General features: G+C 57.6%; 23 protein-coding genes and 6 pseudogenes. 6 read left to right on the top strand and 23 right to left on the bottom strand.

Annotated elements, in window-relative coordinates:
* Positions 1-10: 10 nt before the first annotated feature.
* The 10 genes from AB4874_RS13060 to AB4874_RS13105 all read right to left on the bottom strand — a co-directional run bounded on the left by AB4874_RS13060 (position 11) and on the right by AB4874_RS13105 (position 7,883).
* Positions 11-1,585: a Re/Si-specific NAD(P)(+) transhydrogenase subunit alpha gene (locus AB4874_RS13060; RefSeq protein WP_295535350.1), complete on the bottom strand. Its 1,575-nt coding sequence runs from the start codon at positions 1,583-1,585 to the stop codon at positions 11-13.
* A gap of 287 nt (positions 1,586-1,872) precedes the next feature.
* Complete coding sequence (locus AB4874_RS13065) at positions 1,873-2,313, bottom strand: methyltransferase family protein (RefSeq protein ID WP_368392305.1); 441 nt, start codon at positions 2,311-2,313, stop codon at positions 1,873-1,875.
* Between the two features lie 18 nt (positions 2,314-2,331).
* A complete protein-coding gene (locus tag AB4874_RS13070) occupies positions 2,332-2,790 on the bottom strand; it encodes a D-galactarate dehydratase (protein ID WP_295535356.1) in 459 nt (152 codons plus the stop codon).
* A 63-nt stretch (positions 2,791-2,853) separates the two neighbouring features.
* Entirely contained in the window at positions 2,854-3,285 is a 432-nt protein-coding gene (locus AB4874_RS13075; RefSeq protein WP_368392306.1) for a hypothetical protein, read from the bottom strand.
* Positions 3,282-4,289 carry a GTP 3',8-cyclase MoaA gene (gene moaA / locus AB4874_RS13080; RefSeq protein ID WP_295535361.1) on the bottom strand — a complete coding sequence of 336 codons (1,008 nt, stop codon included), beginning with the start codon at positions 4,287-4,289 and terminating at the stop codon, positions 3,282-3,284. The genes AB4874_RS13075 and moaA overlap by 4 nt, the downstream gene beginning before the upstream one ends.
* Before the next feature lie 50 nt (positions 4,290-4,339).
* Positions 4,340-5,524: a M20 aminoacylase family protein gene (locus tag AB4874_RS13085; protein WP_368392307.1), complete on the bottom strand. Its 1,185-nt coding sequence runs from the start codon at positions 5,522-5,524 to the stop codon at positions 4,340-4,342.
* A 67-nt stretch (positions 5,525-5,591) separates the two neighbouring features.
* Positions 5,592-6,407, bottom strand: a complete 816-nt coding sequence (locus tag AB4874_RS13090) for an energy transducer TonB (RefSeq protein WP_368392308.1) — start codon at positions 6,405-6,407, stop codon at positions 5,592-5,594.
* Positions 6,404-6,814 carry a biopolymer transporter ExbD gene (locus tag AB4874_RS13095; RefSeq protein WP_368392309.1) on the bottom strand — a complete coding sequence of 137 codons (411 nt, stop codon included), beginning with the start codon at positions 6,812-6,814 and terminating at the stop codon, positions 6,404-6,406. Before AB4874_RS13095 ends, AB4874_RS13090 begins: the two co-directional genes overlap by 4 nt.
* Positions 6,814-7,194, bottom strand: coding sequence for an ExbD/TolR family protein (locus AB4874_RS13100; RefSeq protein WP_368392310.1), 381 nt, complete (start codon positions 7,192-7,194; stop codon positions 6,814-6,816). Before AB4874_RS13100 ends, AB4874_RS13095 begins: the two co-directional genes overlap by 1 nt.
* A complete protein-coding gene (locus tag AB4874_RS13105) occupies positions 7,194-7,883 on the bottom strand; it encodes a MotA/TolQ/ExbB proton channel family protein (protein ID WP_295535371.1) in 690 nt (229 codons plus the stop codon). The genes AB4874_RS13100 and AB4874_RS13105 overlap by 1 nt, the downstream gene beginning before the upstream one ends.
* Positions 7,884-8,288: 405 nt before the next feature.
* Here AB4874_RS13105 and AB4874_RS13110 point away from each other — a divergent pair, with 405 nt between their 5' ends.
* Positions 8,289-8,543 (top strand): hypothetical protein, encoded by a 255-nt coding sequence (locus tag AB4874_RS13110; RefSeq protein WP_295535374.1) that lies wholly within the window; start codon positions 8,289-8,291, stop codon positions 8,541-8,543.
* A 509-nt stretch (positions 8,544-9,052) separates the two neighbouring features.
* Here the strand turns inward: AB4874_RS13110 and AB4874_RS13115 are convergent.
* Positions 9,053-9,835: a response regulator gene (locus AB4874_RS13115; RefSeq protein ID WP_295535388.1), complete on the bottom strand. Its 783-nt coding sequence runs from the start codon at positions 9,833-9,835 to the stop codon at positions 9,053-9,055.
* 223 nt (positions 9,836-10,058) lie between these two features.
* On the opposite strand from AB4874_RS13115, the pseudogene AB4874_RS20070 reads away from it, so the two are divergent.
* Together AB4874_RS20070 and AB4874_RS13120 are read left to right on the top strand one after the other, a co-directional pair.
* Positions 10,059-10,433: pseudogene (locus tag AB4874_RS20070) on the top strand (IS3 family transposase); the annotation flags it as partial.
* Positions 10,434-10,474: 41 nt separating this feature from the next.
* Positions 10,475-10,871, top strand: a pseudogene (locus tag AB4874_RS13120) (integrase core domain-containing protein); the annotation flags it as partial.
* 119 nt (positions 10,872-10,990) lie between these two features.
* Here AB4874_RS13120 and AB4874_RS13125 read toward each other — a convergent pair.
* The 9 genes and pseudogenes from AB4874_RS13125 to AB4874_RS13170 all read right to left on the bottom strand — a co-directional run bounded on the left by AB4874_RS13125 (position 10,991) and on the right by AB4874_RS13170 (position 19,385).
* On the bottom strand, positions 10,991-11,452 hold the full coding sequence (locus AB4874_RS13125; RefSeq protein ID WP_368392311.1) for a response regulator: 462 nt from the start codon (positions 11,450-11,452) through the stop codon (positions 10,991-10,993).
* A gap of 156 nt (positions 11,453-11,608) precedes the next feature.
* Positions 11,609-12,361 (bottom strand): annotated as a pseudogene (locus AB4874_RS20075) (IS5 family transposase).
* Between the two features lie 65 nt (positions 12,362-12,426).
* Positions 12,427-13,225 (bottom strand): annotated as a pseudogene (locus AB4874_RS13140) (IS3 family transposase); the annotation flags it as partial.
* Positions 13,226-13,298: 73 nt separating this feature from the next.
* Positions 13,299-14,378, bottom strand: coding sequence for an ABC transporter ATP-binding protein (locus tag AB4874_RS13145; RefSeq protein ID WP_368392314.1), 1,080 nt, complete (start codon positions 14,376-14,378; stop codon positions 13,299-13,301).
* Positions 14,375-15,292, bottom strand: coding sequence for a carbohydrate kinase family protein (locus tag AB4874_RS13150; RefSeq protein WP_368392315.1), 918 nt, complete (start codon positions 15,290-15,292; stop codon positions 14,375-14,377). Before AB4874_RS13150 ends, AB4874_RS13145 begins: the two co-directional genes overlap by 4 nt.
* A gap of 2 nt (positions 15,293-15,294) precedes the next feature.
* A complete protein-coding gene (locus AB4874_RS13155; protein ID WP_368392316.1) occupies positions 15,295-16,317 on the bottom strand; it encodes an SIS domain-containing protein in 1,023 nt (340 codons plus the stop codon).
* Positions 16,314-17,159 (bottom strand): carbohydrate ABC transporter permease, encoded by an 846-nt coding sequence (locus tag AB4874_RS13160; RefSeq protein WP_368392317.1) that lies wholly within the window; start codon positions 17,157-17,159, stop codon positions 16,314-16,316. The genes AB4874_RS13155 and AB4874_RS13160 overlap by 4 nt, the downstream gene beginning before the upstream one ends.
* Positions 17,159-18,043 (bottom strand): carbohydrate ABC transporter permease, encoded by an 885-nt coding sequence (locus tag AB4874_RS13165; protein ID WP_368392318.1) that lies wholly within the window; start codon positions 18,041-18,043, stop codon positions 17,159-17,161. The genes AB4874_RS13160 and AB4874_RS13165 overlap by 1 nt, the downstream gene beginning before the upstream one ends.
* 103 nt (positions 18,044-18,146) lie before the next feature.
* Positions 18,147-19,385, bottom strand: coding sequence for an extracellular solute-binding protein (locus AB4874_RS13170; RefSeq protein WP_368392319.1), 1,239 nt, complete (start codon positions 19,383-19,385; stop codon positions 18,147-18,149).
* A gap of 182 nt (positions 19,386-19,567) precedes the next feature.
* On the opposite strand from AB4874_RS13170, the gene AB4874_RS13175 reads away from it, so the two are divergent.
* Positions 19,568-20,743, top strand: a complete 1,176-nt coding sequence (locus tag AB4874_RS13175; protein ID WP_368392320.1) for an ROK family transcriptional regulator — start codon at positions 19,568-19,570, stop codon at positions 20,741-20,743.
* Positions 20,744-20,808: 65 nt separating this feature from the next.
* On the opposite strand, the pseudogene AB4874_RS13180 reads toward AB4874_RS13175, so the two are convergent.
* Positions 20,809-21,925: pseudogene (locus tag AB4874_RS13180) on the bottom strand (transposase).
* Positions 21,926-22,224: 299 nt separating this feature from the next.
* Between AB4874_RS13180 and AB4874_RS13185 the strand changes: the two are divergent.
* On the top strand, positions 22,225-24,075 hold the full coding sequence (locus AB4874_RS13185; protein ID WP_368392321.1) for a sensor histidine kinase: 1,851 nt from the start codon (positions 22,225-22,227) through the stop codon (positions 24,073-24,075).
* A gap of 16 nt (positions 24,076-24,091) precedes the next feature.
* On the opposite strand, the gene AB4874_RS13190 is transcribed toward AB4874_RS13185, so the two are convergent.
* Positions 24,092-25,072 (bottom strand): response regulator, encoded by a 981-nt coding sequence (locus AB4874_RS13190; protein ID WP_368392322.1) that lies wholly within the window; start codon positions 25,070-25,072, stop codon positions 24,092-24,094.
* A 695-nt stretch (positions 25,073-25,767) separates the two neighbouring features.
* Between AB4874_RS13190 and AB4874_RS13195 the strand changes: the two genes are divergently transcribed.
* Positions 25,768-26,292, top strand: coding sequence for a hypothetical protein (locus AB4874_RS13195; RefSeq protein ID WP_368392323.1), 525 nt, complete (start codon positions 25,768-25,770; stop codon positions 26,290-26,292).
* Positions 26,293-26,473: 181 nt separating this feature from the next.
* On the opposite strand, the pseudogene AB4874_RS13200 reads toward AB4874_RS13195, so the two are convergent.
* Positions 26,474-26,578, bottom strand: a pseudogene (locus AB4874_RS13200) (IS5/IS1182 family transposase); the annotation flags it as partial.

Consider the following 26,578-nt stretch of genomic DNA (forward strand, 5'->3'; position numbering starts at 1 on the left):
CTCGGCCCCCTTACGATTTCTGGAACATGGCAAGCATGCGCCGCGTGACCATGAAGCCACCGAAAATGTTGATCCCGGCCATAAAGACCGACAGCGCGGCAAGCACGATCACCAGCCAGCTCCCCGATCCGATCTGCAACAGCGCGCCCAAGATGATGATCGAGGAAATCGCGTTGGTCACAGCCATCAGCGGCGTGTGCAAGCTGTGCGCGACGTTCCAGATCACTTGGAAGCCGATGAAACAGCTCAGCACGAAGACGATGAAGTGTTGCATGAAGCTGGCCGGCGCGATTAGCCCCACGGCAAGCAGCAGCACTGCGCCCACGACAAGCAAGGTCACTTGGTTCTTGGTCTGCGCCTTGAACGCGGCCACCTCGGCGGCGCGGCGTTCTTCGGGCGTCAGCTCTTTGGGCTTTTCGGCCGGCTTCTTGGCCGCAATCGCCTGAATTTTCGGCGGTGGCGGTGGGAAGGTAATCTCGCCCTGATAGGCAACCGTTGCGCCACGGATCACGTCATCTTCCATGTTATGCACGATCACGCCGTCTTTTTTCGGCGTCAGATCGGTCATCATATGGCGGATGTTGGTGGCATAAAGCGACGAGCTTTGCGACGCCATCCGGCTCGGGAAATCGGTGTAGCCCACAATGGTCACGTCATTGTCGGTCACGATTTTCTCGTCCGGCTTGGTCAATTCACAGTTGCCGCCACGTTCGGCCGCAAGGTCAACGATCACCGAGCCGGGCTTCATCGCCTCGACCATATCCTTGGTCCACAGCACCGGGGCATCGCGGCCCGGGATCAGCGCGGTGGTAATGACGATGTCGATATCGGGCGCAAGTTCGCGAAACTTCTTAAGCTGGGCTTCGCGGAATTCCGGGCTCGAGGGCGCGGCGTAACCGCCTGTCGCGGCCCCATCCTGCGCGGCTTCCTCAAAATCGAGATAGACGAATTCCGCCCCCATCGATTCGATCTGCTCGGCCACTTCGGGGCGCACATCGAACGCGAATGTCATGGCGCCAAGCGAGGTAGACGCGCCGATCGCAGCAAGACCCGCCACGCCTGCGCCGACCACCAGCACTTTGGCCGGAGGCACCTTGCCCGCCGCCGTCACCTGACCGGTAAAGAAGCGACCAAAGTTATTGCCCGCCTCCATCACCGCGCGGTAGCCCGCGATATTGGCCATTGAGGACAGCGCATCCATTTTCTGCGCACGCGAGATACGAGGCACCATATCCATCGCGATCACATTCGCGCCGGTCTTTTCCGCCGCCTTGAGCAGTTTTTCATTCTGCGCCGGGTAGAAGAACGAGATCAGCGTCTGACCGGGCTTGAGGCGTTTGACCTCGGCGTCGGTGGGTGGGCGGACCTTGACGACGAAATCCACCTCTTTGAACAGCGCCGTCGCCGTCTTGATGACGGTGACATTGGCAGCCTCATAGGCGGCATCGGTAAAGCCGGCTTTTACGCCTGCACCGGTTTCGATGAAGCAGTCATGACCCAACTTTTGCAGTTGCAGCGCAGAGTCCGGCGTCATCGCGACGCGGGCTTCACCTTCGAAAATCTCCTTTGGAGCTCCGACTTTCAATGTAACTCCCCCTTGGATAGCGACCCACGGCAAAGGCTTGGCGCGGGCCTGTAATCTGGCGAAGCCCTGAATAACACTGCGCAATAATGTTTCACAAGCGCCGACTGCCTTTAAAATGTTCTTATTGCAAAACAGGGGCGCGACGACATAAATGTATACAATCGCACACCGTTCTCAATTTGAATTTCCGCTATAAAATCAAAATTTTAGCGTGGCCTGCTCAATGGTAACCACCCGGAAACGCGCGGAGATTTTTTGTAGATGCAGCAATTGGGAGCAGGCAGCAATCAAAGCCAGCGGCGGACCTGCACGCGATAATCGGCATATGTCGCACCGAAATGCGCGCCGATCCGGTCCTCTTCGCCGATGATGAAGCGCACTGTTATCAGCCACATAAAGGCGGGCACCAAGGGCAGCGCGAGGGCCGCATTCCACCACAGGCACAGCCCCGTCAGCACCAGCGCATCGCCCAGATAAATCGGGTTGCGCGTCAAGGCGAAGACGCCCGAGGTCACCAGATCGCTGGGGTCACGGCGCGGAATGAACGTGGTGTGATGCAGCACCATCTGCCCCACCGCGACCGCCATCAGCACCAGTCCCATGCCAATCAGCGCCCCGCCAATAAGGCGATCCAGCGTAAAATCAATTGGCACAGCCTGCCCGATGCTCCACGCCATCGCGGCAAATAGCGCCAGCCATAGCGGCGGGATGTCGATCTCGCGCAGCAACTTGATCCTTTCGCGCCGTTACAGGCGATAAACGGTGAGTTCAGGCAGCTCGGTCAGCGGCACCTCAAGCAGGCGCAGCGCAGGCAGCGACACCTCCGAACCCGCCCCCGCCGGTTTACCCGTGGGGATCAGCGTCACCTTGGCCGATTTCCCGGTTTTCGGGTTTTCGATACGCCCTTTGCTCTCAACGCTCACCAATCCCGTGCGCATCCAGAACCCCGGATCGGTCGGATCGCCAAGACTGGCAATTGTGACGCCTAGTTTCGCCTCACCGGTGGCGGGTTTTTGCGCCGCCTCGGCGCGTTGCGCCGCCGTTGTGGTGTCAAACGCTGCAGCGCTATTCGCCGTGGGTTTGGGGGCCGGCGCGATCCGGCCAGGCGCGGGCATCGAGGCTGGGGCGTCCGTTTTGGGCCCGATCCCAAGCTGCGCGCAGCCTGCCACGGCTAAAACCAATCCCATACTTAACAAACCACGCATCCGAAAAACTCCTCAAATCCAGAACAAATCCTAACGCATCGCGGCGCGCGCGCAAATGGCACTTTAACCCCGATTCAACCCGCGCAGGATTTGGCGAAACACAACGATGCCAAGCAGTACCAGAACCGGGGTGACTATAGGTTCATAGATCAGCGCGGTGAATGCCTCGCCGGGCAGCCAGCCGCCACCGCCCGGCGCAGGAAATGTTGCGCCCACCCGGTCTCCAGCCCAATACCAACCCAGCGCGAACATTAGATATGCCAACAGCTTGAACGGCCAAGGCCCTGAAAGCGCGGCCAAAACCGCCAAAGGCAAAATCAGGATTGCGCAGAAACGCAAGCAATCCAGCAAAACAGGGAATGGCGCAGGGGCATAGGCGGCCAGCGCAGCGCTTGGCACAAATACGCTCTGACCCCAGATTGAAAGCGCCACGATCAGCGCGCCCGCGACCCCCGTCAAAGCCGCGCGCAATGCCCGAGAGCACCGCGCGTTCATCCGCCGGTATGGCTCATATGCCGGGTCATCTGCCCGGCGACGGTCTGGCGGGAATAGTCGAAATCATGGCCCTTGGGTTTGCGCGAAATCGCGGCGCGAATGGCCGCAACCAGCGCGTCATCCTCAGTGCTTGCGCGCAGCGGAGCGCGCAGATCAGCGTTATCTTCTTGGCCCAGACACATGAACAGCTCGCCCGTGCAGGTCACGCGCACACGGTTGCAATTTTCACAGAAATTATGCGTCAGAGGCGTGATGAAGCCGATTTTTTGTTGAGTTTGTGCAAGTCGCACATAGCGCGCCGGGCCGCCGGTGCTTTCGCTCAGCTCTTCCAGCGTAAAGCGTTCGCCCAGTCGGGCGCGCAAATCAGACAGCGGCCAATATTGATCAAGGCGCATCTCTTCGCCCATCTCGCCCATCGGCATCACCTCGATGAAGGTCAGATCGAACCCCTCAGCGGCGCACCAATCAACAAGGTCAAACAGCTCATCTTCGTTAAAACCCTTGAGCGCGACGGTGTTGATCTTGACGCGCAGCCCGGCACGCTTGGCCGCCTCCAGCCCCGCCTTGACCTGATCAAGCCGCCCCCAACGGGTGATGGCGGCGAATTTGTCCGAATCCAGCGTATCCAGCGACACATTGATCCGTTTGATTCCCAACGCGGCAAGATCGGGCGCGAATTTCGCCAATTGCGAGCCGTTGGTGGTCAGCGTCAACTCATCCAGCGCCCCGCTGTCGAGATGGCGCGAGATGGTGCGGAAGAACGTCATGATATCGCGGCGCACCAAAGGTTCACCGCCGGTTATGCGCAGCTTCTTTACGCCGAGCCCGACGAAAGTCGAGCACAGCCGGTCCAGCTCCTCCAGCGTCAGCAGCTCTTTCTTGGGCAGGAATTGCATGTGTTCAGCCATGCAATAGGTGCAACGAAAGTCGCAACGGTCGGTGACCGAGACCCGAAGATAGGAAATCGGGCGGGCGAACGGGTCGATGAGGGGCGCGTGATCCATGGGGGGAAACTATGCCTCGGGGGGCCGCGCGGCAAGGGGGCGCGTATGGTTCAAGATGGCGCAGCCAGGCGATCCTCGACCATCCCCACCAGCCAGCTTGCGCCATAAGGGATCGCCTCGTCGTGGAACTCGTATTGCGCGTGATGCAGCGGCGCGCTGTCGCCATTGCCAAGGAAAAGATAGGCTCCGGGGCGCGCCTCAAGCATATAAGAGAAATCCTCGGCCCCCATCATCGGGGCAACATCGCGATCCACTGCGCCGTTGACCCGCTCGGCCACGCGCGCGGCATGTTCGGCGCACTCCACATCGTTCACCGTGACCGGATAACCACGCAGATATTCCACCTGCGCCTGCCCGCCATAGGTCGTCGCGACGCCATGGCTGATCTCACCTAAGCGCCGCTCGGCCAGATCGCGGGTCTCTGCCGACATCGCGCGCACCGTGCCTCCCAACATGACCTCATTGCCGATCACGTTATCCGCTTCGCTTTGCGAATTGAGCGTGGTGACCGAGACCACCACGGGATCGAACGGGTCGACCTCGCGGCTGGCGATGGATTGCAGCGCCAGGATCAGCTGCGCCGAGATCACCACCGGATCGGTGACCTCTTGCGGTTTGGCCGCATGACCGCCCTTGCCGATCACCCGGATTGTAAAGAAGTCCGCCGAAGCCATCATCGCGCCGGGGCGCACCCCCAGATGGCCCGCCTCCATGCCCGGCATGTTGTGCAGCCCATACACCTCGTCGATGGCGAACCGCTCCATCAAGCCATCTTCGATCATCGCGCGCGCGCCTGCCCCCCCCTCTTCGGCGGGTTGGAAAATCACCACGGCGCGGCCTGCGAAGGCCCGCGTCTCGCACAGATATTTCGCAGCGCCCAGCAGCATCGAAGTGTGCCCGTCATGGCCGCAAGCATGCATCTTGCCCTTGCTCTGCGAGGCATGCTCCAGCCCGGTTTGTTCCACAATCGGCAGCGCATCCATATCCGCGCGCAGACCGATCACGCGCGGCCCCTTCGCCCCTTTGGTCGCAACCTCTTGCCCTTCGATCACGCCAACCACGCCAGAACGCCCGACCCCCTCGACCACCTCGTCACAGCCAAACGCACGCAACAATTGCGCGACGCGCGCCGAGGTGCGCGGCAGATCATAGCCCAACTCGGGATGGCGGTGAAAATCGCGTCGCCAGCCGATGATCTCGGGCAGCAATTCGGCGAAACGGTTCTTGATCGGCATGGGATACAGCTTTGCGATTGGGACAATTCGCGCCCACCTTGGCCTGCGCGCGATGCGCGTGCAAGCACTAGCGAAACGCCATCGGCAGGTCGAACGCATAGCTTTGCGCCTCCAGCCCTTTGGGCGCTGGCGCGAACCGCCCGGCCCGGCGCACCGCCTGCACAGCGGCGCGATCCAGCGCCCCGTTGCCCGAACTTTGCGCCAGCGAGACCGACAACAATTGCCCCGTGCGCGCGACGCGCAAAATCACGATCACCCGCCCCGCTCCGGCCCCTGCGGGCGGAGTCTTGGCGCGCTCGATCTGGGCGCGGATCTGTGCCCCCCAGCTGGCCATTGCGGCGCGGGTCTGGCCCGGAGACAGCGTCGCCGCGCGGGCTTTGCCCTGCTGACCCGCCGCCACGCCCCCGCCTGCACCCTTGGCCTGCTGTTCCGGCGCGGCCTGTGAGGCACGCGAGGCTTTGGGTACGGTTTTCGTGGCCGGTTTCGGTTGGGGTTTGGGCTTGGCGACCGGGCGCGGCATCTCGGGCGGGGGCGGCACCGTTTGCTGCGGCGGCGGGGTCTCACGCGGTTGCGGCGGTGCGGGCGCGGTTGGCGCGGCATTGGTGAGGGGCGGATCGTTTGGTGCAGGGGCTGAGGGCGTCGCCTCATCCGTTTGCGGCGCAAGCGGCTTAGGGGCCGCTGCAGCCTGCGGCGGGCGCTCCCAGTCGGCCACAACCGCGGCCATCGCCGCCGAGGCTGGCGTGATCGCCACCAGATCTGCCCCTTGCGCGCCCGCCGATTGCGCCCCGCCTGCAACGGGGGGCTGCCAGAGCGCAAACACCGTCAGATGCAGCGCCACAGCCCCGCCCAGAGCGCCACCAAAGGCCCAGACCCGCGCGCTCATTTCGCGCGCACCACCAGCGCGAGATCGCGAAAGCCAAGCGCGGACAGCTGCGGCAGAAGGTCGGCCAGCGCCGCGCCGGGCACCTCCGCATCGGCGCGCAATTGCAAGGTATCGGCGCAGTCCCCGCATTGCGCGCGCGCGTCTTGCGCCGCTTGGCCCAATGCCACCAATGCGCCCGCGCCGCGCGCCGCCCCAAAACCAGCCGCGCCTTGCGCATCAAGATACAGCGTCAAGGCGCCGGAGTCGGGCGCGGTGTTGCTGTGTGCCTCGGGCGGGATCACAGCGAAAGGCGCGGGGCGCGCCAGCGTAGCGGCCAGCAGGAAGAACACCAGCAGCAGAAACACGACATTGATCATCGGTAGAAGCGGCTCGCTCAGCGCGCGGCGGGGGGGCGGCGCGATCCGCATCAGCGCACCAGCACGAGCTGCGCGATCCCTGCCCCGCGCAACTGCTCCATCACGGCGATCACATCTTGTAAATTTCCGCCCTTGGGCCGGATCACCACCGGATCGGTGGGCTTGGCCATCAGCGCATTCAAGCGCACCGCCAGATCATCGGGCGCAATCGCGACGCCGTTGAGGCTCAGCGCCCCACCTGCCCCCACATCCACCAGTCGCGGCGGGCCAGACCAGTGCGCAGACGCCCCCCCGCCAATCGAGAGATCCAGCGTGCGCTCAACGCCAAAGCGCGAGGCCAGCATGAAAAACACCAACAGCAAAAACACCACGTCGATCATCGGCGTCAGGGCTGCGCGCCTGCGCGGACGGGGGGTATCGAAGGTAAACATCACTCGGCAGCGGCGCGGCCCGGCGCCTTGGCAGCGGGGGCAACGTCGCGCGGTGCGCGCAGGAAAATCCGCGTCGCGCTATCTTCAAGATCATGGCGCAGCCGGTCCACCACCGCGTCAAATCCCGACAGCGCGATCTGCGCCGGGATCGCGACGCCCATACCCGCCGCCGTCGTCAAAAGCGCCTCCCAGATGCCGCCCGCAAGGGTTGCAGGATCGGCCTGAACCCCGGCCTCTTGCAAGGCGCGAAAGGCTGCGATCATTCCGGCAACCGTGCCCAGCAGACCCAAAAGCGGGCCAATCACCACCGCCAGTTCCAACCCCCGCAACCCCGAGCGCGCCCGGATCAGCAGCGCCCGTGCCGCGCGGGCGGTTTCGGCCTCGGCACTGGCGCGATCAAGGCTTGGGTCTTGCAGCGCCGCCATCGCTCGGCGCGCCAATTGCGCGCGCAAAGACCGCCGCCCCGCCAAAGCCGCCTCGGCGCGCGCGATATCACCCGCCTCCCAAGCCGCAATCGCGGCATGGGTATGCGCGCCACCCGACCACGCGCCCGCCATCGACAGATCCCAGATTTTCCATAAGATCAGCGCCAGCGACAACACCGACAGCGCCGCAATCGCCCACATCGCAGGCCCGCCAAGGCTGAGCGCGTCAATCAAACGGCCCGGTATCTGGCTGATGTCGGCCATTGCGTCTCCCTTGGTTGCGAAGCGTGTCGCGCGCCAGATCCAACGCGCCGCGTCCGTTTTGCTGTCGCACAGTCTGGCACGCCTTTCAACTCTGCGCAGGCGCGTCAGCCGTTGGAAACGTCCGGTTTCCGCATAGAAATGGGGGAAGACATGGTGCCGCCACCCCCTACGCGCCTTCGCATTTACCCCAAGGACTGCATGGCGCTTCTTTGCTGAGCCACAGAGCTGCGCTGCGCGGGCGTTTAGGGAGGTGGGGGCCGTTTTCAACCCCTGATGTCTGACACTCCAATGGTGCGCAAATGCACACAAAAGAAGCAAAAGTTCCGTTTACTCTGCAAAATAACACGCCATATGGGGTTGCGAGAGGGAAAGACCCTCGACCCTAGATTACAGAGTGAGACTATCATGAAACATATCATCGCTACATCCGCCGTTCTTGCGCTCCTCGCAGGCTCCGCTTCCGCTGCGAGCAATCAGACGCACGAACGTCACGCCTCTTTCCCGAACGGCGTCACCGCCACGGACACAGCCAAAGTCGAAGCGAGCACGGTTTATTCCAACAAGGAATTGCAGCGCGCGCACCTGGAGCCGACTGATATTGTGCCAGTGACCGTCTTTCAGGCACCCGACAATATCGCCCCGCCCAGACATGACGGCTGATCTCCTCTGCCGTGAATAGACATGGGGCGTCTGCAGCATGCAGGCGCCCCCAATTAATTTGGCCAGTGGCGCGCATATCACACCAGTGCAACCTATTGCGATGGATAACGATAACGCCCCTCGGAACACGCCTGGCATCGACGCGTGGCACGCCAATTCTCCTTGGGGAATACGCTCGGAGCGCTGCCTGTTGATCTCGCCAACCTTAGCCCCGGTCTAAACGTCTCCTCCAAGCGCCGCCAAATTCGCCTCATCTGCGAAGCGTACCAAGGACCACCCCTTGCGACTGGTGAGACTGTACAATGCGCGTGGGGCTTGATGACTGCCCTGCCCCCCTGAAAACTCCAGCGTCCGATGATCCAAAATCCGTAGGCAGGGCACAAACCCGCGGAATCTCGCGACAAACTTAGGACCAGCGGGGGACAGATCATGCACACGGCTCTGTTGCGCAAATCTGCAATACGCTACAGATATGACCTGTAGAACGGGTCTTGTTGGGCGGCCGGTTTTCAGGCGGGATGCCGCCCGAATAGCTTGCTTTTCTTGATAGCAGGCTCTTGAGATTCCTCCACCTTTCCCTGTTGCGAAAGAATTTCACCCGCCTCACCCAACGCAAAAGCCTTGCGTTCATGATCTTCCAAATCGCTCATGAAATCGAACAACCGCTCGCAGGAATTTGAGATTTGTTTGATCGCAGCATTATACTTGCTTTCGTCCGCCCTTGCTGAGTTAAGGTCACGAACGTGACGCATCATTTTTGTGATCAAAGGCTTCATTTCAACAGCACATTCCTTGGTGAACTTATCAAGGACAGCTTCGACCCTGTGACGCACAACCTCGTGGCTTTCGACAGAACGGGTAAGACTTGCCTTTTGCAGGGCGTTGATCGTGGCTCTTCGCAGGGTTTCGTTAGACAAATCGTCCTTGACCAGAAAGTCACTGCACCCGTTTTTCATCGCCTCGATTGCGACTTCGGACTTACCGTCGCCAGTTACCATGATTGTGGCAGCGTGGCGGTTGCGCGGATCAAGCTCGATGGCGTCAATGGCGAGCAATCCGCTGCCTTCCGGAAGGTGATAGTCCAGAAAAATCAAGTCAAACGTATTGAGTTCTAGTGCGGTGCCCAGCGATTCAAGCGAATCCGCTTCGTAGATATCCACCTCGAATTCGAGCCCCTCGCACATGCGCCGCAGCCGGGCCCGATCGAACCTTTGGTCGTCGACGATCAGAATTCTCGCAAAATCTGGTATTTTGATTGTGTTTTTCTGAACCTTGAATTGGATTTTCTGCATACTGGTCAAGGATACACTCCACTAATATCTCTAAGGTATTAAAGGGTAATTTCATGAAAAAAGTATAAAAAACACCGGGGATCGCTCTAATTGAAGCGACATCCCTTACAAATATGTGACGTCCCGAACGGCCTGATCTCGATATGAGGCCGCAACAGGCCTACTACCGATGGCGCAAGGACTGAGCCATGTCATGACATTGGTCTGAGTGACAATGGCGAAGGGTGGCATAAGCCGGGATCAGATGAAGCGGCCGAAGGAGCTGGAGACCGAGATTACCCGGCTCAGACGTGCGGTATCAGATCTGACGCTGGACAAGAGGGGACTGACCGAAGCCGCCCGAGGAAACTTCTGAGCCCTTCCCGCCGCGGTAGGTGTATTGATCACGTGCGGCAGGCCCCCTCCACGCAGCGAAAGGTTCGCTATGGCCTGCCAGACGAAGAACGGTTGACCGAGGAGATCATCGAGCTGACGCGAGAGTTCGGGTGCTATGCACTGTCCGCCAAGCTATACTTACGTCGACGCGAGAGGATACCGCATGATTACCGGGATGCTGAACACCAGCGGCTGGCATGCGAATCACAAGCGCCCCACTCGGCAGATTTGCGATGCAAATCGCCTGCCGGGCAATGGTCGAGTGACGCGTTCACGAAGGAGGCGCTGGTCATCCGTGTCAAACGCAAGCTTAATTCCGTCAACGTGGTCGACGCCTTGAGCCGATCTGTTCGTGCCTCACGCGGCCCGCCTGAGGTCACAAGATCAAACAATGGAGCGGAGGTCATCGCCAAGAAGTTGCGAGCTTGGATCGGCGCGGTTGGCGCTAAAACGGCCTTCATCGCATCAGGGTCACCTTGGGAAAACGGCTCCTGCGAGAGATTCAATGCTCGGTTCCGAGACGCGTTGCTGAACGGTGAGGCCTTCTCGACGCCGCGCGAGGCACAGATCCTGATCGAACGTTGGCGCCCCCCCCTACAATACGGTCAGGCTGCACAGCGCCCTCCGATACCGGCCTGCCGCATCAGAAAGCTTTGTCCCGATAGACCAAAGGCTAACCATGCACTAACAATTAACTTGGACCACTTAAGGGTTAATGGGGGCACGCCAACAGTGCGGTCAGCATCCATTTGTGAGAGGCGATCGTAAAAATGTCATGTCCTAGCGCGGCATTTCGACAACTTTGGTATAGGCGTCAATCATCTCGAGCGCTTTCACAAAGCTGTCGCCGAGATCGTCTTTCACGATGTATCCCGCAATATTGCTTTCATAGGCTGCAGCAACATCCGTTGGTGCATCGGAGGTGGACAGCACAAATATTACGGCAGGGTGCAACTTTGGGTCTTTGCGTACTTCTTCCAGAAAGTCAAAGCCGTTCATGCGTGGCATATTGAGGTCCAGCGTCACAAGATAGGGAGACAAAAGAGAATCTTCGCCACAATCGCCGCGCAAGATGTTCAGCGCATGTTGGCCATCTCTGGCTATTGTCACTGGATTGATGATTTTAAGTTTCTTTAACGCGCGCTTCACAGCCATCACACTGACCACATCATCATCGACGATCAGGAATTTGACCGGGGCCGTCTGAACATCAAAGGATTTTTCTTGTTGTGTTGCTACCATTTTTAGCGCCCTTATCAAGTTGGCCTACGCGGCCTGGTTGATTGAATTTACATCCTCAGATTTTTCCGGAAAATCGAATGTAAATGTGGTACCACGTCCAAGCTCAGGATCAGATTGAATCGAGATTGACCCACTGTAGTGTTCTAGGCTCAGGACTCATAACCAGAATATGACGGTTGCGGCGAGGGCGACGGCGGAGAGGAAGACCTTGGGGCACCTATCGTAGCGGGTCGCCAGGCGGCGCCAGTCCTTGAGCCTGCCGAACATGATCTCAATGCGGTTCCGTCGTCTGTAGCGGCACTTGTCGTATTGACGGGCTTGCCGCGGGACTTTCTGCCCGGGATGCAGGGCTTGATCCCTTTGTCTTTCTATGCTTCGCGGAACCAATAGGTATCGTCGCCGCGGTCTGCGATCAGCCAGTCGGCCTTCGACAGACTACTCAGCAGCGCTGCGGCGCCGGTATAGTCAGATCTGACCGGCGGTCATGAAGAACAGAATGGGTCGCCCGCGGATGTCGGTGATGGCGTGCAGCTTGGTGTTCATGCCACCTTTAGCCCGCCCGATCAGACGCCCGCCCCCCCTTTTTCGACCGCAGACTCGAGGCCGTGCGGTGCGCTTTCAAATAGGCCGCGTCGATCATGATCGTCTTCCGATCGCGGCCTCGGAAGCCAGCCCCTCGAAGATGCTGGCGAACACGCCCATCTTGCTCCACCTCTTCCAGCGGTTGTAGAGCGTCTTGGACGGCCCCTACCCGGCCGGCGCATCACACCACCGCAAGCCATTGCGACTGATGAAGATTATGCCGCTCAGCACGCGGCGATCGTCAACCCGTGGCTTGCCATGGCTCTTTGGAAAGAACGGTCGCAGCCGCGCCATCTGCTCGTCGCTCAGCCAGAGAAGATTGTTCATCACGCCCCCATCAGTTCGAGAGCGTGAAACACGCCGACAGGGCGCCCGCAAGCCGATTAATGGGTCCTGACTCTAACGGCCCATCCGATCACACGCCGAGAATGCAAGTCCAGGATCACCGCTAAATACAGCCCTCACGCGTCCAAACATAGCTGATATCGCCCGCCCATTTCTGGTTTGGGGCATCCGCTGTGAAGTTTCGGTCCGGCAGGTTGGGCGCGATGTTGAACTTGTGGTCGCTGGCTGTCGTGACCTTATGTTTGCGCGTTCTCACGACGGATATACCATTCTGGCGCATCAATCTGCCAACGAGCCTGTGCCTCACGTCCAAACCGATCTCTTTCAACTCCTCCGTCATCCGGGGTCTGCCGTAACTACCCAGACTGAGACGAGACTGTTCTTTGATGTGAGCCAAAGTGACCATATCGGATCACTGCCTACGGCTTCCTGGGCGGCTGCGGAACGCCCGCAATCCACGCGGGCTGACATCCATGACCTTGCACAGACGTCCTATGGAAAATGCGGATCGGTGTTCTTCCCCTCTTGTGCATGTAACCATGCACAAGAGGGCAGTGGATGAACCTAAACCTCACGGCTTTTGGCTCGCGAAGAACTGCGGTGCTTTTTTAGGATTTCCCTCTCTTCCTTGATAATACGGTTCTCGCGCCGAAGCTGGTCCTTCTCTTGAGCGAGGCTCATATCCTCTTTCGACATCACGTCTGGGTCTCGGTGTGCCGTGATCCACTTGTTCAGTGTCAACATGCCAACGCCAAGGTCATCGGCCACCTGCTTACGCGTCAACCCGCTGGTCAGCGCGATCCTAACTGCATCTTGCCGAAAGTCGTCTGTCCGTTTCAATCCCATAGTCAGCCTCCTTAATTGCAGTAAATGCTATCAAAGGGGCGGCATCAAACCGCGACAGGTCCAGATCTGACCCTTAAGCGTTGGGATGCTCTGAGGTTATTTCTACCCGCAGTCCCGTTTCTGCATCAAAAGCAGATAAGCGCTCGGTGTCGACGTAGAGGTCAAGTGCCTGCCCGAGCCTCAGTTCTTCTTCAGCAGGAAGAGATGCAGTGATAGACGCACCATCAAGAGCCAACGAAACGATCTGCTCCGGCCCAGTTAACTCGATGAGTTCAACCCTTCCGCTAAGGCGGAGACCGCCGGCAATGGTCTTCGTTTTCAAGGCTTCAGGACGAATGCCTACAACGATCTCGGACGCGGGATGATGGCAGCGCCAGACAGTTTGGGTCGTGCCTAAGCGTAATCCACCCGCGACCGCGCTCGTGGGCAATATATTCATTGGCGGCGCACCCATAAATTCGGCCACAAAGCGAGAGGTTGGTCGATTGTAAATTTCTGCCGGTGTCCCGAGTTGTTCGATCTGCCCGCGATTCATCACCGCAATCCGCGTCGCGAGTGTCATTGCCTCAATTTGATCGTGCGTCACATAGACCACTGTGACACCAAGCATCTGATGGAGGCGTTTGAGTTCGCTGCGCATTTCCATACGTAACTTGGCGTCGAGATTGGACAGTGGCTCGTCGAAAAGGAACAGTTTTGGTTTGCGCACCATCGCGCGACCGATCGCCACGCGCTGGCGTTGCCCGCCTGATAAGTCGCCGGGTTTGCGATCGAGAAGATGACTGATTTGCAGCATTTCCGCAGCTTCGGCGACGGCCCTCTTGCGCGTGGTGAGGTCAACATTACGCATTTCGAGCCCAAAGCCGATATTGCGAGCCACGGTCAGGTTTGGATAGAGCGCATAGGATTGAAACACCATCGCGATGTCGCGGTCTTTCGGATGCACGCCATTGAGCGTGCGTCCGTCGAGGATGATCTCGCCAGAGGTTGGCTCGGATAGTCCAGAGATCATGTTTAGCAAAGTGGATTTGCCGCAGCCTGACGCGCCAAGAAGGACTAGGAACTCGCCGTTTTGCAGATCAAGGTCGATCCCCTTGAGCGTTTCTAAAGCGCCATAGGATTTGCGGATGCCGTGCAACTCGAGTGTGCTCATACGGAGACCTCCTGGTGAATGTAGCAGCGGGGATTGGTCGACACCGCAAGCGATGCTGTAGCAACTGCGTGATCAAGCGCTTGCGCAAGGGGGGTGCACTGAGAGAGCGACGCAATGAAGGCGGCATTGAACACGTCTCCTGCTCCAATCGTGTCTTTGACACCGACTTGCGGCGCAATCGCGCGGATGGTCTTTGCATGCTGTCGAGCGATTGCGCCTTTTGGTCCCAGCTTGACGACTGAAATTCCCGACTTTGGCTGGTGTCTTGCAAGGCTTTCGAGGGCCGCTTCTGGCGTTGCGGTTGCTGTCAGGCTCGTGGCTTCGATCTCATTCAGCAAAACGATTTGGCTGCGCGCGACCCAATGCAGGGCACGGGCGCGAGTTTCCTCGTTCCAACCGTGAATCGGCCAACCGGTGTCGAGGGCGATTGCGATCTGTTCCTGCGCGGCGCGATCAAACAGTCGGCCATAATCAGCGCTCAAGCGTTCGGTGAGAAAACTGCCGCATAATATAATCGTTCCGCCACGAAGTGCGTCCCAATCAAGTTGTCGTTCGACATCTCTCCAACTGAATTCGGGCAGGTGACCAACGGTGGTGAGAAACGTCCGTTCAGCATCGGGATGAGTGACGCCGACTGAGATCGTCGTGCTGCCTGATGTCCGGCTCCAGTGATCGGCCGTAGAGCCGAAGCCTGCGCGCAGCCAATCACCGAAATGATCGTCGCCTGTGCTGCTCGCGCATTGAAAGGGGAGGTTCCATGCCCGCCAGGTTAGAGCAACATTGCCTGCGGCGCCTCCGACACGCAGATCGCTGTCGGGGCAGAGAACTTCAGAACCGGGCACCGGCCAAGGCGAGAGTGGTCCGAGGATTAGGTCGACATTAACATTGCCAACCGTGGCGAGTGGACTTTGCATTGTTATTCGACCTTTGTCACCTTCGAGCAGCGTAGCGGCGTGCCGACGTCGGCGACGCGCGAGGCGGCAAAATCCACCATGAAGCGCTGTGCTGGCGGCAGAAGCGAGAAACTTGCAGCGAGTCCCGAGGCTGAAGGGCATAAGATGGTCTGAGCGCCGGCGATCGGTGGCAGTCCGGATGCGTCAAAGACGATCAGTGGCGAGTCACTCGTCGCTACAACAAATTCTGCAAGATTGGTGACATAGGTCGATGATGGGTCTGCATCGCGAAACATCACGACGCCCACATCGGGTCCTAACATTTCAACCGGCCCGTGACGCAACTGCCCACCTTCGAGGCTGAAACAGGGCAGACGCGATAGCTCTGTCAGGCCAAGGGCGATTGCTTCAGCTACGCCTTGCTGCGCCCGGCCCGAAGTCACAATTGCACGCACATTGGCAAACTTCGCAACTGCCGGGACGACGTCCGCCGATGTGACAGTGTCAAGCATCTCCATAGTGGCCCCAAGATCAGCGCCAAGTGCGTGCAGCACGCCTGCATGCAGCGCCAGCGTTACCGTCAGAGAACGGGTGGCCGCAAAAGGCAACTCGGATCCTCCCGCGCCGATCAAAGAAGGCGCTAGCTTCGCGAGCGAGGATTTCGGCTCCATAGTTAGACCGAAGCAATCTTTCGGCGCATGACCTTCATCAAACCAGCGCAGCACTTCGGCGCTTTCGCCCGATTGTGAAGTTACGATCACGCTGCGTCCGGCAAGCGGTAGCGGCGCGTCAAGTTGCTCGGACAGCGGTATCGCTATGGCGTCGATTCCTAACGCCCGATAGCAGGGTTCAAGTGCGCGCCCCACAGCATGAGAGCCGCCCATCCCAAGCATTATTAGCCGCTTGTTTGACTTGATCGTCGCAGCGATTGTGCCAGCCAGTTTGGTATTATTTGTGATACTGTCGCGGCTATCGCCCAACTGACGCGCCATTTCTGCATCGAGCGCGGCGAGCACCGGGTTCAGGGTTTCGAGAGCGGTTGTCATCCTTTGACACCTCCATTGGTAAGCCCTGAAATCAAGGCGCGTTGCATGAGAATTCCGACCGCGACGGGCGGCAGGGCGGCAATCACCCCGGCTGTCGCGATCAGCCCGTAATCAGAGACCCGGCCGCCAGCGAGATCGGCAATGGCCACGGTCAAGGTTTTGGCGTTCTGGTTCGAGGTGAACAAAAGCGCATAGAAGAACTCGTCCCACGCCAGCAGAAAGGCAAAAATTAGTGCCGTCGCAATTACCGGAAGCGCCAGCGGCAAGATCACGATCCGCAGCATTTGATCGAGCCGCGCGCCATCAATCGAGGCCGCGTCTTCTAGATCGCGCGGAATCGGGTCAAACCCCGCCTTGAGAAGCCAAGTCACGAAGGGCGCAAGGATGCTAAGATAGACTAGCGCGAGGCCAAACACATTATTGAGCAGCCCGAATTTTGCCAGAATTAGGTAAAGTGGGACCGATAACGCGACGGGCGGCAGCATATAGGTGCCGATTACCCCGCCCAACGTCCAACCAAGTTGCGGGTTGCGCGACGCGGCCCAACCTGCGGGCACTCCGACGACAAGCGCAGCGATCGTGGCCATGCTCGCTACCTTAATGCTGTTGCCCAACGAGGACATAAAGGCAGCGCCCGCCGAATTGTCGCTCCGGCTGAATAGCAAGCTATATCGCGAAAAATCGAGCGTTTCGGGCCACCAATGCAGCGGTTTTGCCGACAAATCGACGCTGGAGGATACGCTCATGATGAAGAGCCACGCCAGCGGTGCAAGGATCACTACCGCGACAAGAAGTGCCATGGTGTGGATGAATATACGAAAGATGAGTGATTGATGTTCCATCACCGACCCTCCCCGGCGAGACGACGCATGATGAAAAGATAGGCCACGGCAAGGACGGTGATCATTAAAGTAATCATCAAAGCCAGCGAAGCGCCGGAGCCTGCGCGCTGAAAGGCAAAAGCCTCTTGGTAAACGAGGATAGATAAGCTGCGTGTCGAGTTGGCTGGGCCACCACGTGTCATAATCCAGATCAGATCGAACACTTTGAAGGCCTCAATCGTGCGCAGCACCAGCGCCACCATTAGCGGCCCCAGAAGATAGGGCAGAGTGACATGACGGAAGCGGCGCCAGACGTTCGCACCATCAGAAATCGCGGCGGCGCGAATATCGTTCGGGATCGCCTGCAGGGCTGCCAACGCGATCAGCGCAACGAGTGGGAAGTTTTTCCAGACATCAGCCACAATCAAAGCGGTCAAGGCAGTGCCAGGTTCGCCCAGCCATGAGCGATAGCTGTCTAGAAATCCAAGCTGCGTCAAAGCCGCATTCAGAGCCCCGTATTCGGGGTTGTAGATGAGCCGCCAAAGCGTCGCGTTGACTACGGTCGGCAGTGCCCAAGGTAAGATCAGCAAGGCTCGAAGCAATGTTCGGCCATGGAACTTCTGATTTAGCAGGAGCGCGACCAGCACTCCAATGACGAGTTCCAACGTGACTGACCAGAGGCTAAACTTCAGAGTGGTGAAAAAAGCCGAATGAAAATAGCTGTTTGAAAGCATTTTCGTGAAATTTTGAAGCCCCACAAAGTGACCGCCAGTGCCTACCAAGCGGGCGTCACTAAACGAGAGGCGGATCGTGTCGATGAGCGGCCAGCCGATAACCGTGAGCATCACGATAAGTAGGGGCAGCATAAGCAACCAGACACGCAGAGGAAGGCGTTCTGTGGACATGGTGATTGGCCTTGTAAGCGAAAGGTCGGGTGTCACTGAGGTGTGCGACAGCGTCAAGCAGGGGGCGGTGCGCCGGTGTCAGCAGCGGCGCACCTAGTCTAGATTACAGGCCGCTATTATCGGCCGCTTCCTGAAGCGCATCTTTAGGCGAGGCTGTGCCCAGAAGGGCCTCTTGGATCCCCTGCTGCAATGCCATCGACATTTCTTGGTAATGCGGCGTCATCGGGCGCGGATACATTACGGCCAAGCCAGTCTGGGCCGCAGCGATTAGCTCTTCCTGCCCTTTTGTAACTTCGGGGTCAGTGTAGGAACTTTTCCAAATCGGCAGGCTCAGCTTTGAATATGCGTTCTGCACTTTCTGCGATGTCATATAGGTAATGTAATTCCATGCCGCATCGGGATGTTTTGAGGTGGTCGTGATGCCCAACCCCATCGAACCGTTCACAGCAGATGCGTCAGAAATGCCTTCGACGCCAGGCGCTGGCACGACGCCAACATCCCCAGCAACCTTACTGTCTTTCGGGTCATTGGCGAGGTTGTACATGTAGGTCCAATTCAGCGCGAAGGCAGCATCGCCGTTCTGAAAGACGTTGCGGACATCCTCTTCGAGGAATTCCTTTGAGTTTGGGTTGGTTAGACCGTCATTGTAACTGTCAACCATGTATTTCAACGCCTCAAGGCCGCCGCCGTTTTGGAAATCGGGCTTGCCGTCTTTGATGAAGTCACCGCCATAGGCGCTCAGCAAGGTCGTGTAATCGCACACCGCAGCTTCCGCCTGCGACCAACTCCACGCGATCGGGTATTTGACTATGCCCGCGTCTTTGATTTTCTGCGCATCAGCTTTCAGTTCGGCCCAAGTCGCGGGAGGCGTGCTTATGCCGGCTTTTTTGAGCATCGCCTTGTTGTAAAACAGGTATTTCGTATCAAGGATCCATGGCATGCCATAGTTCTTGTTTTCGTAGGTCACCGTTGTCCAAGCCCCGGGTAAAACGCCTGACTTCATCTCGTTGGTGATGCGGTCGCTAACGTCAAGAAGCACATTGTTTTGGGCATATTCTGCCGGCCAGATTACGTCGAAAAGCACGACATCATATCCACCTCCGGCCCCCATCGATAGAACGGTTTTGTCGTGTAGGCCTTCATAGGGGACGAATTCGAGGTTCACTTTCACATCCGGGTGGGCCGCTTCATAGGCCGAGGTCATCGAACGGATGTCGTCTTCACTGTAGGCTGCTTGAGCCATAAAGAGCGCGTTGAGCGTAGTTTCTGCTTGGGCTGCGGTGACAGTGACACCTAACAACGCAGTGGCGGCCAAGAGGGGCGCATGCAAAACGAATTTCATTTTTTCTCTCCTGTCGGATCGTTTGGTGCGGGCCGCCTGACGGACCGGACCTGGATTGAGCCTATTCACTTGGTCACGACTCTGCGGCCATTTAGTCCAAGTGATGGACTTAATGATTGCGGAGGAGCCACCGTCCTGTCAATATATTTTTTATGAGATTGAAACCGCCCCAGATCCGCGCGATGTCCGGAACCAGTTCCGGCGCTGCTGCCGTTCACAATAGACGTGTCGTCATCGACGCGATCCGTATCAATGGCGCGTTGTCTCGTGCGGATCTTGCTCGGGCCACTCGGCTTGCAAAGCAGACGTTGTCAAATATCATCGACGAATTGGAACGCGACGGGTTGGTTGTCGCGCGTGACACCGTCAAGGAAGGCCGCGGAAAACCTGCGACTCCCTATGATCTCGCACCGTTCGGAGCTTTTTCGATTGGGTTGCAAATCGATCGGCATTTAGCGCGGACAGTGGTGATGAATTTGGTTGGTGACATAGTTCTGCGTCGCGATCTTAAGTTTCTCCCGTCCGAGCCGGAGGCGGGGTTGGACAGTCTGATTCAGCTGATTGCTCAAACCCGTGCAGATCTTGCAGAAATATATCCCTTGTCCGAATCGCGCACTGTTGGCTTGGGCGTTGCAATGCCTGGCCCGTTTGGTCAGCCGACACAGGATCGCAGTGCAGATGATTACACTATGGCACGCTGGCAGGGGGTTCATTTGGTCGAGCGGTTGGCTGCGGCGACCGGATTGATGGTGAACGTTCAAAACGATGCTTCAGCCGCAGCAACCGCGGAAAAGATGACTGGCAAGGCGCACGGGATGCAGAATGCGATTTGCCTATATCTCGGTTACGGTCTGGGTGCCGGGCTGATCTTGAATCGCGAACTGTTTGGTGGCCGCAACGGCAACGCAGGTGAAATCGGGATGATCCGGAACCTTGGAGAGACTGATCGAAGAGCGGTGATGGAGCGTAGCGTGGCGCTTGGCGGGTTTTGTGCGCGCTTTGGTCTGAGCCATTCTGATGAACGGCTTTTCGAACGGATAGAGACGCTTCTAAGCGAAGCGAGTCCGGCAGTGGATGAGTGGCTCAACAATGCCGCATTCCGTCTCGGGTGGCTCGCTGAAATGCTCCAATTGATAGTTGATCCCGAAGCGATCATCTTGTGTGGAACCGCTCCGTCAATGCTAATTGAGGGAATTGTTGCTCGCGCTAATAGCGCGCTTGATGACGACCTTTCGGGCGGGCGTCGACTGCGGCTTCTGGCTGGTCATTCTGATCCTTGGATTGTTGCTATCGGTGCGGCGGCAGAGCCGATCAGCCGTAATTTTGATCCAAAATACGATGCTATTCTAAAAGTTTGAGAGACCATGAAGGCATTATTGCAGAACTCGTCGTCGGAACGAGATCCCCCCCTTCCCCAATGATCTTAGGCCACGCGTTCGATCTCGGCCTGGCCGAGGGCGTTGAAGCGGTTCATGAGGGCGATGCGGATGTGGATTTCTGCAGGCTGACGGTTGGGGTCTCGTGACGCGATCCTCTCTCCGAAGGATTTAAGGCCGCGCATCCGCTGCCCGGCAATTGTTTGCCTGCAAACCATGAGAGGGTTCGCCTCGACCCGACTTCAGATGTGGTAGCAGGACCATCATTTCCAGATCGCCCGCCCGAAGCGTCGGGTCGCCCGGAGGATGTCATTGCGGGGCGCAGGCGTTGTCCGCAATTGGTCCGAGCACAATGCCGAGCGCGGCAGGATAACCCTCCTTCCAGAGGCGTCCGTTCTTGCGGATGGGTATGATGGCGGTGTCGCCACGCGCGAGGATCGCGGTGTGGCCGCGACGGGGTAAAGGGCGTCTTGGAAACGATCCAGTAGATCGTTTCAGCCCTGAACGGGCGGAGCCCTAGGTCGAAGGCCCCATCCATTGCCCGACAGGCGATTGCACAGCAATCTGCCGTGAGGGGCCGGTCACGGTGCCAATCGGTTGATCCGGCGGGATTTGGTCCAGCAGGTCAGGAAGGACGGGGCTGTCGCCCTCGCGGCTTGAGGTGAATTCCACGGCCCGGATCTCGCCGGTGGCGGCATCCATCGCCAGATGGACCTTGCAGTATTGGCATCTGCGATGGGTGCCATGCTTGCGGGCCGGCGGTTCGAGATGCCGACGGTGATGCTCTTTTGCCCGCGGCTCAGGGTGGAAAAGTCGGGAACCGGCCAATCCAGTTCGGCCATCTTCAGGATGCAGGACACCATCCCGCCTTGCCATGGTCACTCGGACCAGTGGCGTTCCCATGGCTCGATCTGCCGACGCGGCAGGCCGAACAGCACTTTCACCATCAGGCAGAACTGGATCGCGGCATCGAAAAATATAGGTGGTCGGCCTGGACGCCCGGTCTTGGGGCCGAGCCACTTCATGTCCTTGTCTAGCCAACCTCTCACACATGCAAACATGTGTTGCCAGTCAACGGATCAACAGCGAGCCACGCCGCTTCAGGGTTTCGCTATAGGACTTCCAATTCGTCGTGCGGTAGCGGCCTGCTTCGGGCTTGCTCATGCCGAGCCTGTTAACCTACCGGATTCGCAAGGTGAATCCTTCCGGCGTCGAGTCCTGCAACAATGCCGGTCGCAGCCCTCATGTCCGGGGATGCTCCCCGGGTCAGAAACGGGGTGAGCCTAAAATTTTCCGAGCCACTTCAAGCAACATGTCTCTCTATTACCAACAGCCAAAAAGAACGAACACGCATGTGGGTTTTTCGAAAAGTAAGGTGGACAAAGCGGACGCCGAACGTCACCAGTTTAATTTCACAGGACACCCCGGGGTGGCCGTCAGCCTTAAATGCGTGGGAAAGAGCTTTGAGCAACCAACTGAAAGATTCTCCGATCATTCAAGCATTCAAGCACATGCAGGTCGCGCTGATGATCTTAGGATCAGAAGGTCAAATATTGCATAGCAATCACAAGACCAACCGCTTGTTTGGCTATGATAACGACGAGCTGATGGGGCGCGATATATGTGATGTTTTGTGCATTGAATCCTTGGCTGAACTGAATGCTTTCATCGAACCTCCCGCCGTTGATGCCTTCATTAAAGAAATCGCGGGACACCATAAAAACGGTGATCTGCTCACGCTATCGGTCCATGTCACGATATGGATTGATGCCAACCGAGGCCGACAGCATGCACTGGTCTTGAGAGATATTTCGAACGAATTGAAAGCCGCTAATTCGGTCAAAGAAGAGTTGAAGCGGGCGAACAATGCCATCGTTGGCGCTCATATTGGCGTTTTTGAATACAATCCCATTGATGACGATGTGATTGTTTCGGATATCTGGCGAGAACTGCTGGAGTTGGAGCCGTCAGACGACGTGGACCTTCAGGTGGAATGGCGCGAGCGCGTGCATCCTGACGACCTTGCCGCTGCACTGGAGCCAGTCCGTCTTTGTCTCGAAGACGTACGCGAACGTGCCAGCTGCGAATATCGATTACGATCGCGAGATGGAACGCAATGGGGCTGGATACGTACCGATATCGCGGTTTCGAAACGCGATGAGGCTGGTAAACCTATTCGTTTGAGTGGCGCAATGACGGATATCTCCGACATCAAGGCCGTTGAAGGCGCTCTGCGCGCGAGTGTCGAACAGTTTCGCGCAACTTTCGAAAGTCCGGTCATTGGAAAACTCATTGTCGACTTGGAAGGTAATTTGCTACGCGTGAATGAGGCTATGAGCCATCTTCTGGGGTATTCCACCGAGAAGCTTCTGACTTCCAATTTCCAGACATTAACGCATCCTGACGATCTCGATGAGGATCTTCGTCTGTTTAACCAACTGAAAGCCGGTAAAATAGCGCATTACGAGTTGGAAAAACGCTACATCCGCGCAAACGGGGCCATCATGTGGGGGATCTTAACCGTAAATATGGTCAAAGACGCTAATGGGGATCCAGAATATTTCGTCTCTCAAATCATGGATATCACCGAAAAGCGGCGTCTCAGCGAACTTAAAAGCGCGTTTGTTTCAACCGTTAGTCACGAACTTAGAACGCCACTGACATCAGTTCTTGGCTCTTTGATGCTGCTGTCTACCCTTAACGACAACACCCTGTCGGACGAAGCTCAGCGCTTGCTGTTCATTGGACAAAAAAATGGGGAACGCCTGCGCGATCTGGTCAATAACATTCTGGATTTCGAAAAGTTTTCGGCCAATCAGATGCGGTTCACCTTGTCCCGGCAGCAACTCGTCTTGCTTGTCGAGGAGGCCGTTATGGCGAATATGGCCTCCGCAGATATATCTGGTGTTCGTTGCAACGTGGTCTGTCCGGATCGGACGGTAAGCGGTTTTGTTGATCCGAAACGATTTGAACAGGTGATGGCTAATTTTCTGTCCAACGCTACTAAATTTGCGACCAAAGGCACCACAATTGACATTACGATTGAGGCACAAAACGAGGCTGTGCGCATTTCAGTTAGCAATAAAGGGCAGGGCATTCCGGCCGCATTGCAGGCGCATATGTTCGAGCCCTTTTTTCAAGCCTCTCCCGGAACAACACACAGCAAGGGCGGGACCGGCCTGGGTCTGAGCATCACCAAGCAAATTGTTGAGCAGACGGGCGGTGACATCGGCTTTAACAGCGCTCCGGGCGACACGACCACATTTTGGTTTACAGTTCCGACCAAAGATCTGGGCAAAAATTCAACCCATTGATCTATTTCATGTTGCCTTACAAGCTGCGCGGCGAGCGGATATTTACCGGTCGCGGCTCATTCTGTCTGATCGCAACTCTGGCCTCTGCACGCGCAATGGCACGCTTAAAAGTCTCTTCGATCATTTGCGCCTCACTGGTATTGGGCCTTATCGGATTCCCTATGGACACCTCGATATCAAGTGGATCACCATTATCGTATTCAGAGTTCTTTTCGTCGAGAGTGTTCTGAATTTCGGATTCGAGTTCGCCAGAGGTTTCCAAATTTGGCTTGTTGGAGACGATAATAAAGTTCCCGTCGCCAATATAGGACATCAGATGTCTGGTCGCTCCCAACGCGTTGGAAATCGCGTCTATCACCTCTGTGAGTGCATATAAAAACTCCGCCGCTGAGGCTCGGGAGTGGATAGCATCAATTTGGTGTATTTTGACGGCAAATATCTGTGAGCCGCCGAGTCCTGCCCGCGAAAGCTGTCTTAGGTAATTTTCCAAAGCTCTGCCATCGACAAGATTTTTGATGCCTTCAATCATCACGCCTTCCGACAGAGGGGATGGGGTGCCGGATTGATGAGAAGGGGATTGCGGCGCATTCTCATTCTCAGCGGGCTGGTTACTTTTCCGTGCGACGTTGAGTTCCTGTGCCATTCTCAAGCCCGCACGCAGCTCAGCCATGTCGATCGGTTTGCTGGCGTAATCTGTGGCACCGGCTTCGAAGGCACGATCAATGTAATCCTTCTCTTTCATTGCAGTCAGCATGATGATCGGTGTCTTCCGATAGGCGGGCATCGCCCGGACACGACTGCAAAGTTCGATCCCGTCCATCTCCGGCATATTGATATCGAGGAGGAGACAATCGAATGGCACCTCAGAGGTTTCCAGAACTTCCAACGCGGCGGCCCCCGATGGTGCTGTCGACATGTCGGGGAAACCAGCCTGCAGGGAGAACATCGGGAGAAGTTCAAGTATAAATGGATCATCGTCGACAGCGAGAATTCGCATGTATTCCTCTAAAGTTGAAATGTAAAAACGGTTGCCAACTCATACAATTTTCAGGAACATGGAGAACTGATCCGCTGGGAAGTTAGGGCGCGCCCGCGTCAAATGCAACCGAATGCTATAACAGCGGTAAGCGGATTTGAGCCCATAGGTTTTGAGGTCATCGTGACCTAAATTCGCGTGAATTGACGGGCCAAAATACGGTCGAACGCGATTGTCACCTATCATGTTTCACGGGTCATCGGCACATTGGTAGCGCATGAAATTTGTTGCAGATGGTTCCTTCAAAGCTCGGCGTATTGCGTAAGTTTCGATGGTTCACAGGTTTGTTGAATAGCGTTCCATCGTAAGCCTCATCGGAATTCGTCCTGCGTCTTAAGCACTTCGTACATCGTTGCCAAGGTCCGCAATACGAAAGCCGCGCTGCCGCATTGATATAAGGGGGGAGTGGCGGCTGTGGGCCGATCACGCCGCGCTGGCAGGCGCGTCCATCGCAACTTTGCGAAGGGCGTTTTCCTGCGCTCAGCGGACGGGCATCCCAAGCTATCAGATAGGCTACACCAACCCAGCGAGCTCTGGTCGCACAGCATAATCGAGATCGCGGCAGAAAGGCCAGGGCTTGCATTCCAGAAGCGTTTCGCGGGATACGGCGGCGCGACGACTTCCCCTGGGAAGTTCCTTGATAATCGAAAGCTACAATGCCCCAGACTGACCGTCTCAAGACCGACTGTTCGAAATGCGCGGCTCTTTGCTGCGTCATGCTGGCCTTCGACAAAGGTAAGGATTTCGCATTCAACAAGAACCCTGGCGAACCGTGCCGGAACCTCTCGGGACACAGTTGCACGATCCACGACAAGTTAACGCAGGAGGGGTTTCCTGGCTGTGTCGCCTATGATTGCTTGGGCTCCGGTAACCGTGTCGTTCAGGAAGTCTTCGAAAGTCAATCCTGGCAGAACGACCCGCGCCTGATGCCGGTGATGATGGAAGCCTTCTCAGCCATGCGTGAGGTCCACAAGCGGATCGACTTGCTGCGTGCCGCCGAGGCTCTGTCGTTGGCGCCGCGCGACGACGAGAAACGTCGGGACTTCCTCGACCACCTCGAGCAGCACCGGTGGAGTGCGCCTGAGCTCAATGAATTCGAGGTTGGGCTGGCGCTGGAGATCGACATCTTCTTCCATGGCATCAGCAAGTATTTGAGCGTCAGCCCCTCTGCCGGGCGGTGAGCCTGCGCCTTGATGGCCGGACGCGCAATCTTATGAGGCCCCGACTATACGGCAATGCGGTGAATGTCCGCTCAGTCCATATTTTATTGAAAAACTCGCCCCAGTAGCCGCGTTGATTGTTTTGCAAGATTGAGCGGGTGTTGATCTGATCCCGGTCGGCTAGGGTCTGGCTCATTGAGGTTCAAAGCCAGTAGATGACGGTTGCCGCGAGGGCGATGGCCGAGAGGAAGACTTTTGGGCATCTGTCGTATCGGGTTGCGACGCGCCGCCAGTCCTTGAGCCGACC

The sequence above is a fragment of the Thioclava arctica genome, from assembly GCF_040892615.1.
Taxonomy (GTDB): Bacteria; Pseudomonadota; Alphaproteobacteria; order Rhodobacterales; family Rhodobacteraceae; genus Thioclava; species Thioclava arctica.

What these genes read in the sequence shown, in the direction of transcription:
- AB4874_RS13090 (WP_368392308.1), bottom strand. Translation starts at nt 6,407, where the DNA reads ATGAGCGCGCGGGTCTGGGCCTTTGGTGGCGCTCTGGGCGGGGCTGTG.
- AB4874_RS13100 (WP_368392310.1), bottom strand. Translation starts at nt 7,194, where the DNA reads ATGTTTACCTTCGATACCCCCCGTCCGCGCAGGCGCGCAGCCCTGACG.
- AB4874_RS13145 (WP_368392314.1), bottom strand. Translation starts at nt 14,378, where the DNA reads ATGAGCACACTCGAGTTGCACGGCATCCGCAAATCCTATGGCGCTTTA.
- AB4874_RS13085 (WP_368392307.1), bottom strand. Translation starts at nt 5,524, where the DNA reads ATGCCGATCAAGAACCGTTTCGCCGAATTGCTGCCCGAGATCATCGGC.
- AB4874_RS13095 (WP_368392309.1), bottom strand. Translation starts at nt 6,814, where the DNA reads ATGCGGATCGCGCCGCCCCCCCGCCGCGCGCTGAGCGAGCCGCTTCTA.
- AB4874_RS13195 (WP_368392323.1), top strand. Translation starts at nt 25,768, where the DNA reads ATGCCCCAGACTGACCGTCTCAAGACCGACTGTTCGAAATGCGCGGCT.
- AB4874_RS13070 (WP_295535356.1), bottom strand. Translation starts at nt 2,790, where the DNA reads ATGCGTGGTTTGTTAAGTATGGGATTGGTTTTAGCCGTGGCAGGCTGC.
- AB4874_RS13190 (WP_368392322.1), bottom strand. Translation starts at nt 25,072, where the DNA reads ATGCGAATTCTCGCTGTCGACGATGATCCATTTATACTTGAACTTCTC.
- AB4874_RS13175 (WP_368392320.1), top strand. Translation starts at nt 19,568, where the DNA reads ATGTCCGGAACCAGTTCCGGCGCTGCTGCCGTTCACAATAGACGTGTC.
- AB4874_RS13110 (WP_295535374.1), top strand. Translation starts at nt 8,289, where the DNA reads ATGAAACATATCATCGCTACATCCGCCGTTCTTGCGCTCCTCGCAGGC.
- AB4874_RS13075 (WP_368392306.1), bottom strand. Translation starts at nt 3,285, where the DNA reads ATGAACGCGCGGTGCTCTCGGGCATTGCGCGCGGCTTTGACGGGGGTC.
- AB4874_RS13170 (WP_368392319.1), bottom strand. Translation starts at nt 19,385, where the DNA reads ATGAAATTCGTTTTGCATGCGCCCCTCTTGGCCGCCACTGCGTTGTTA.
- AB4874_RS13150 (WP_368392315.1), bottom strand. Translation starts at nt 15,292, where the DNA reads ATGCAAAGTCCACTCGCCACGGTTGGCAATGTTAATGTCGACCTAATC.
- AB4874_RS13125 (WP_368392311.1), bottom strand. Translation starts at nt 11,452, where the DNA reads ATGGTAGCAACACAACAAGAAAAATCCTTTGATGTTCAGACGGCCCCG.
- AB4874_RS13115 (WP_295535388.1), bottom strand. Translation starts at nt 9,835, where the DNA reads ATGCAGAAAATCCAATTCAAGGTTCAGAAAAACACAATCAAAATACCA.
- AB4874_RS13155 (WP_368392316.1), bottom strand. Translation starts at nt 16,317, where the DNA reads ATGACAACCGCTCTCGAAACCCTGAACCCGGTGCTCGCCGCGCTCGAT.
- AB4874_RS13105 (WP_295535371.1), bottom strand. Translation starts at nt 7,883, where the DNA reads ATGGCCGACATCAGCCAGATACCGGGCCGTTTGATTGACGCGCTCAGC.
- moaA (WP_295535361.1), bottom strand. Translation starts at nt 4,289, where the DNA reads ATGGATCACGCGCCCCTCATCGACCCGTTCGCCCGCCCGATTTCCTAT.
- AB4874_RS13160 (WP_368392317.1), bottom strand. Translation starts at nt 17,159, where the DNA reads ATGGAACATCAATCACTCATCTTTCGTATATTCATCCACACCATGGCA.
- AB4874_RS13165 (WP_368392318.1), bottom strand. Translation starts at nt 18,043, where the DNA reads ATGTCCACAGAACGCCTTCCTCTGCGTGTCTGGTTGCTTATGCTGCCC.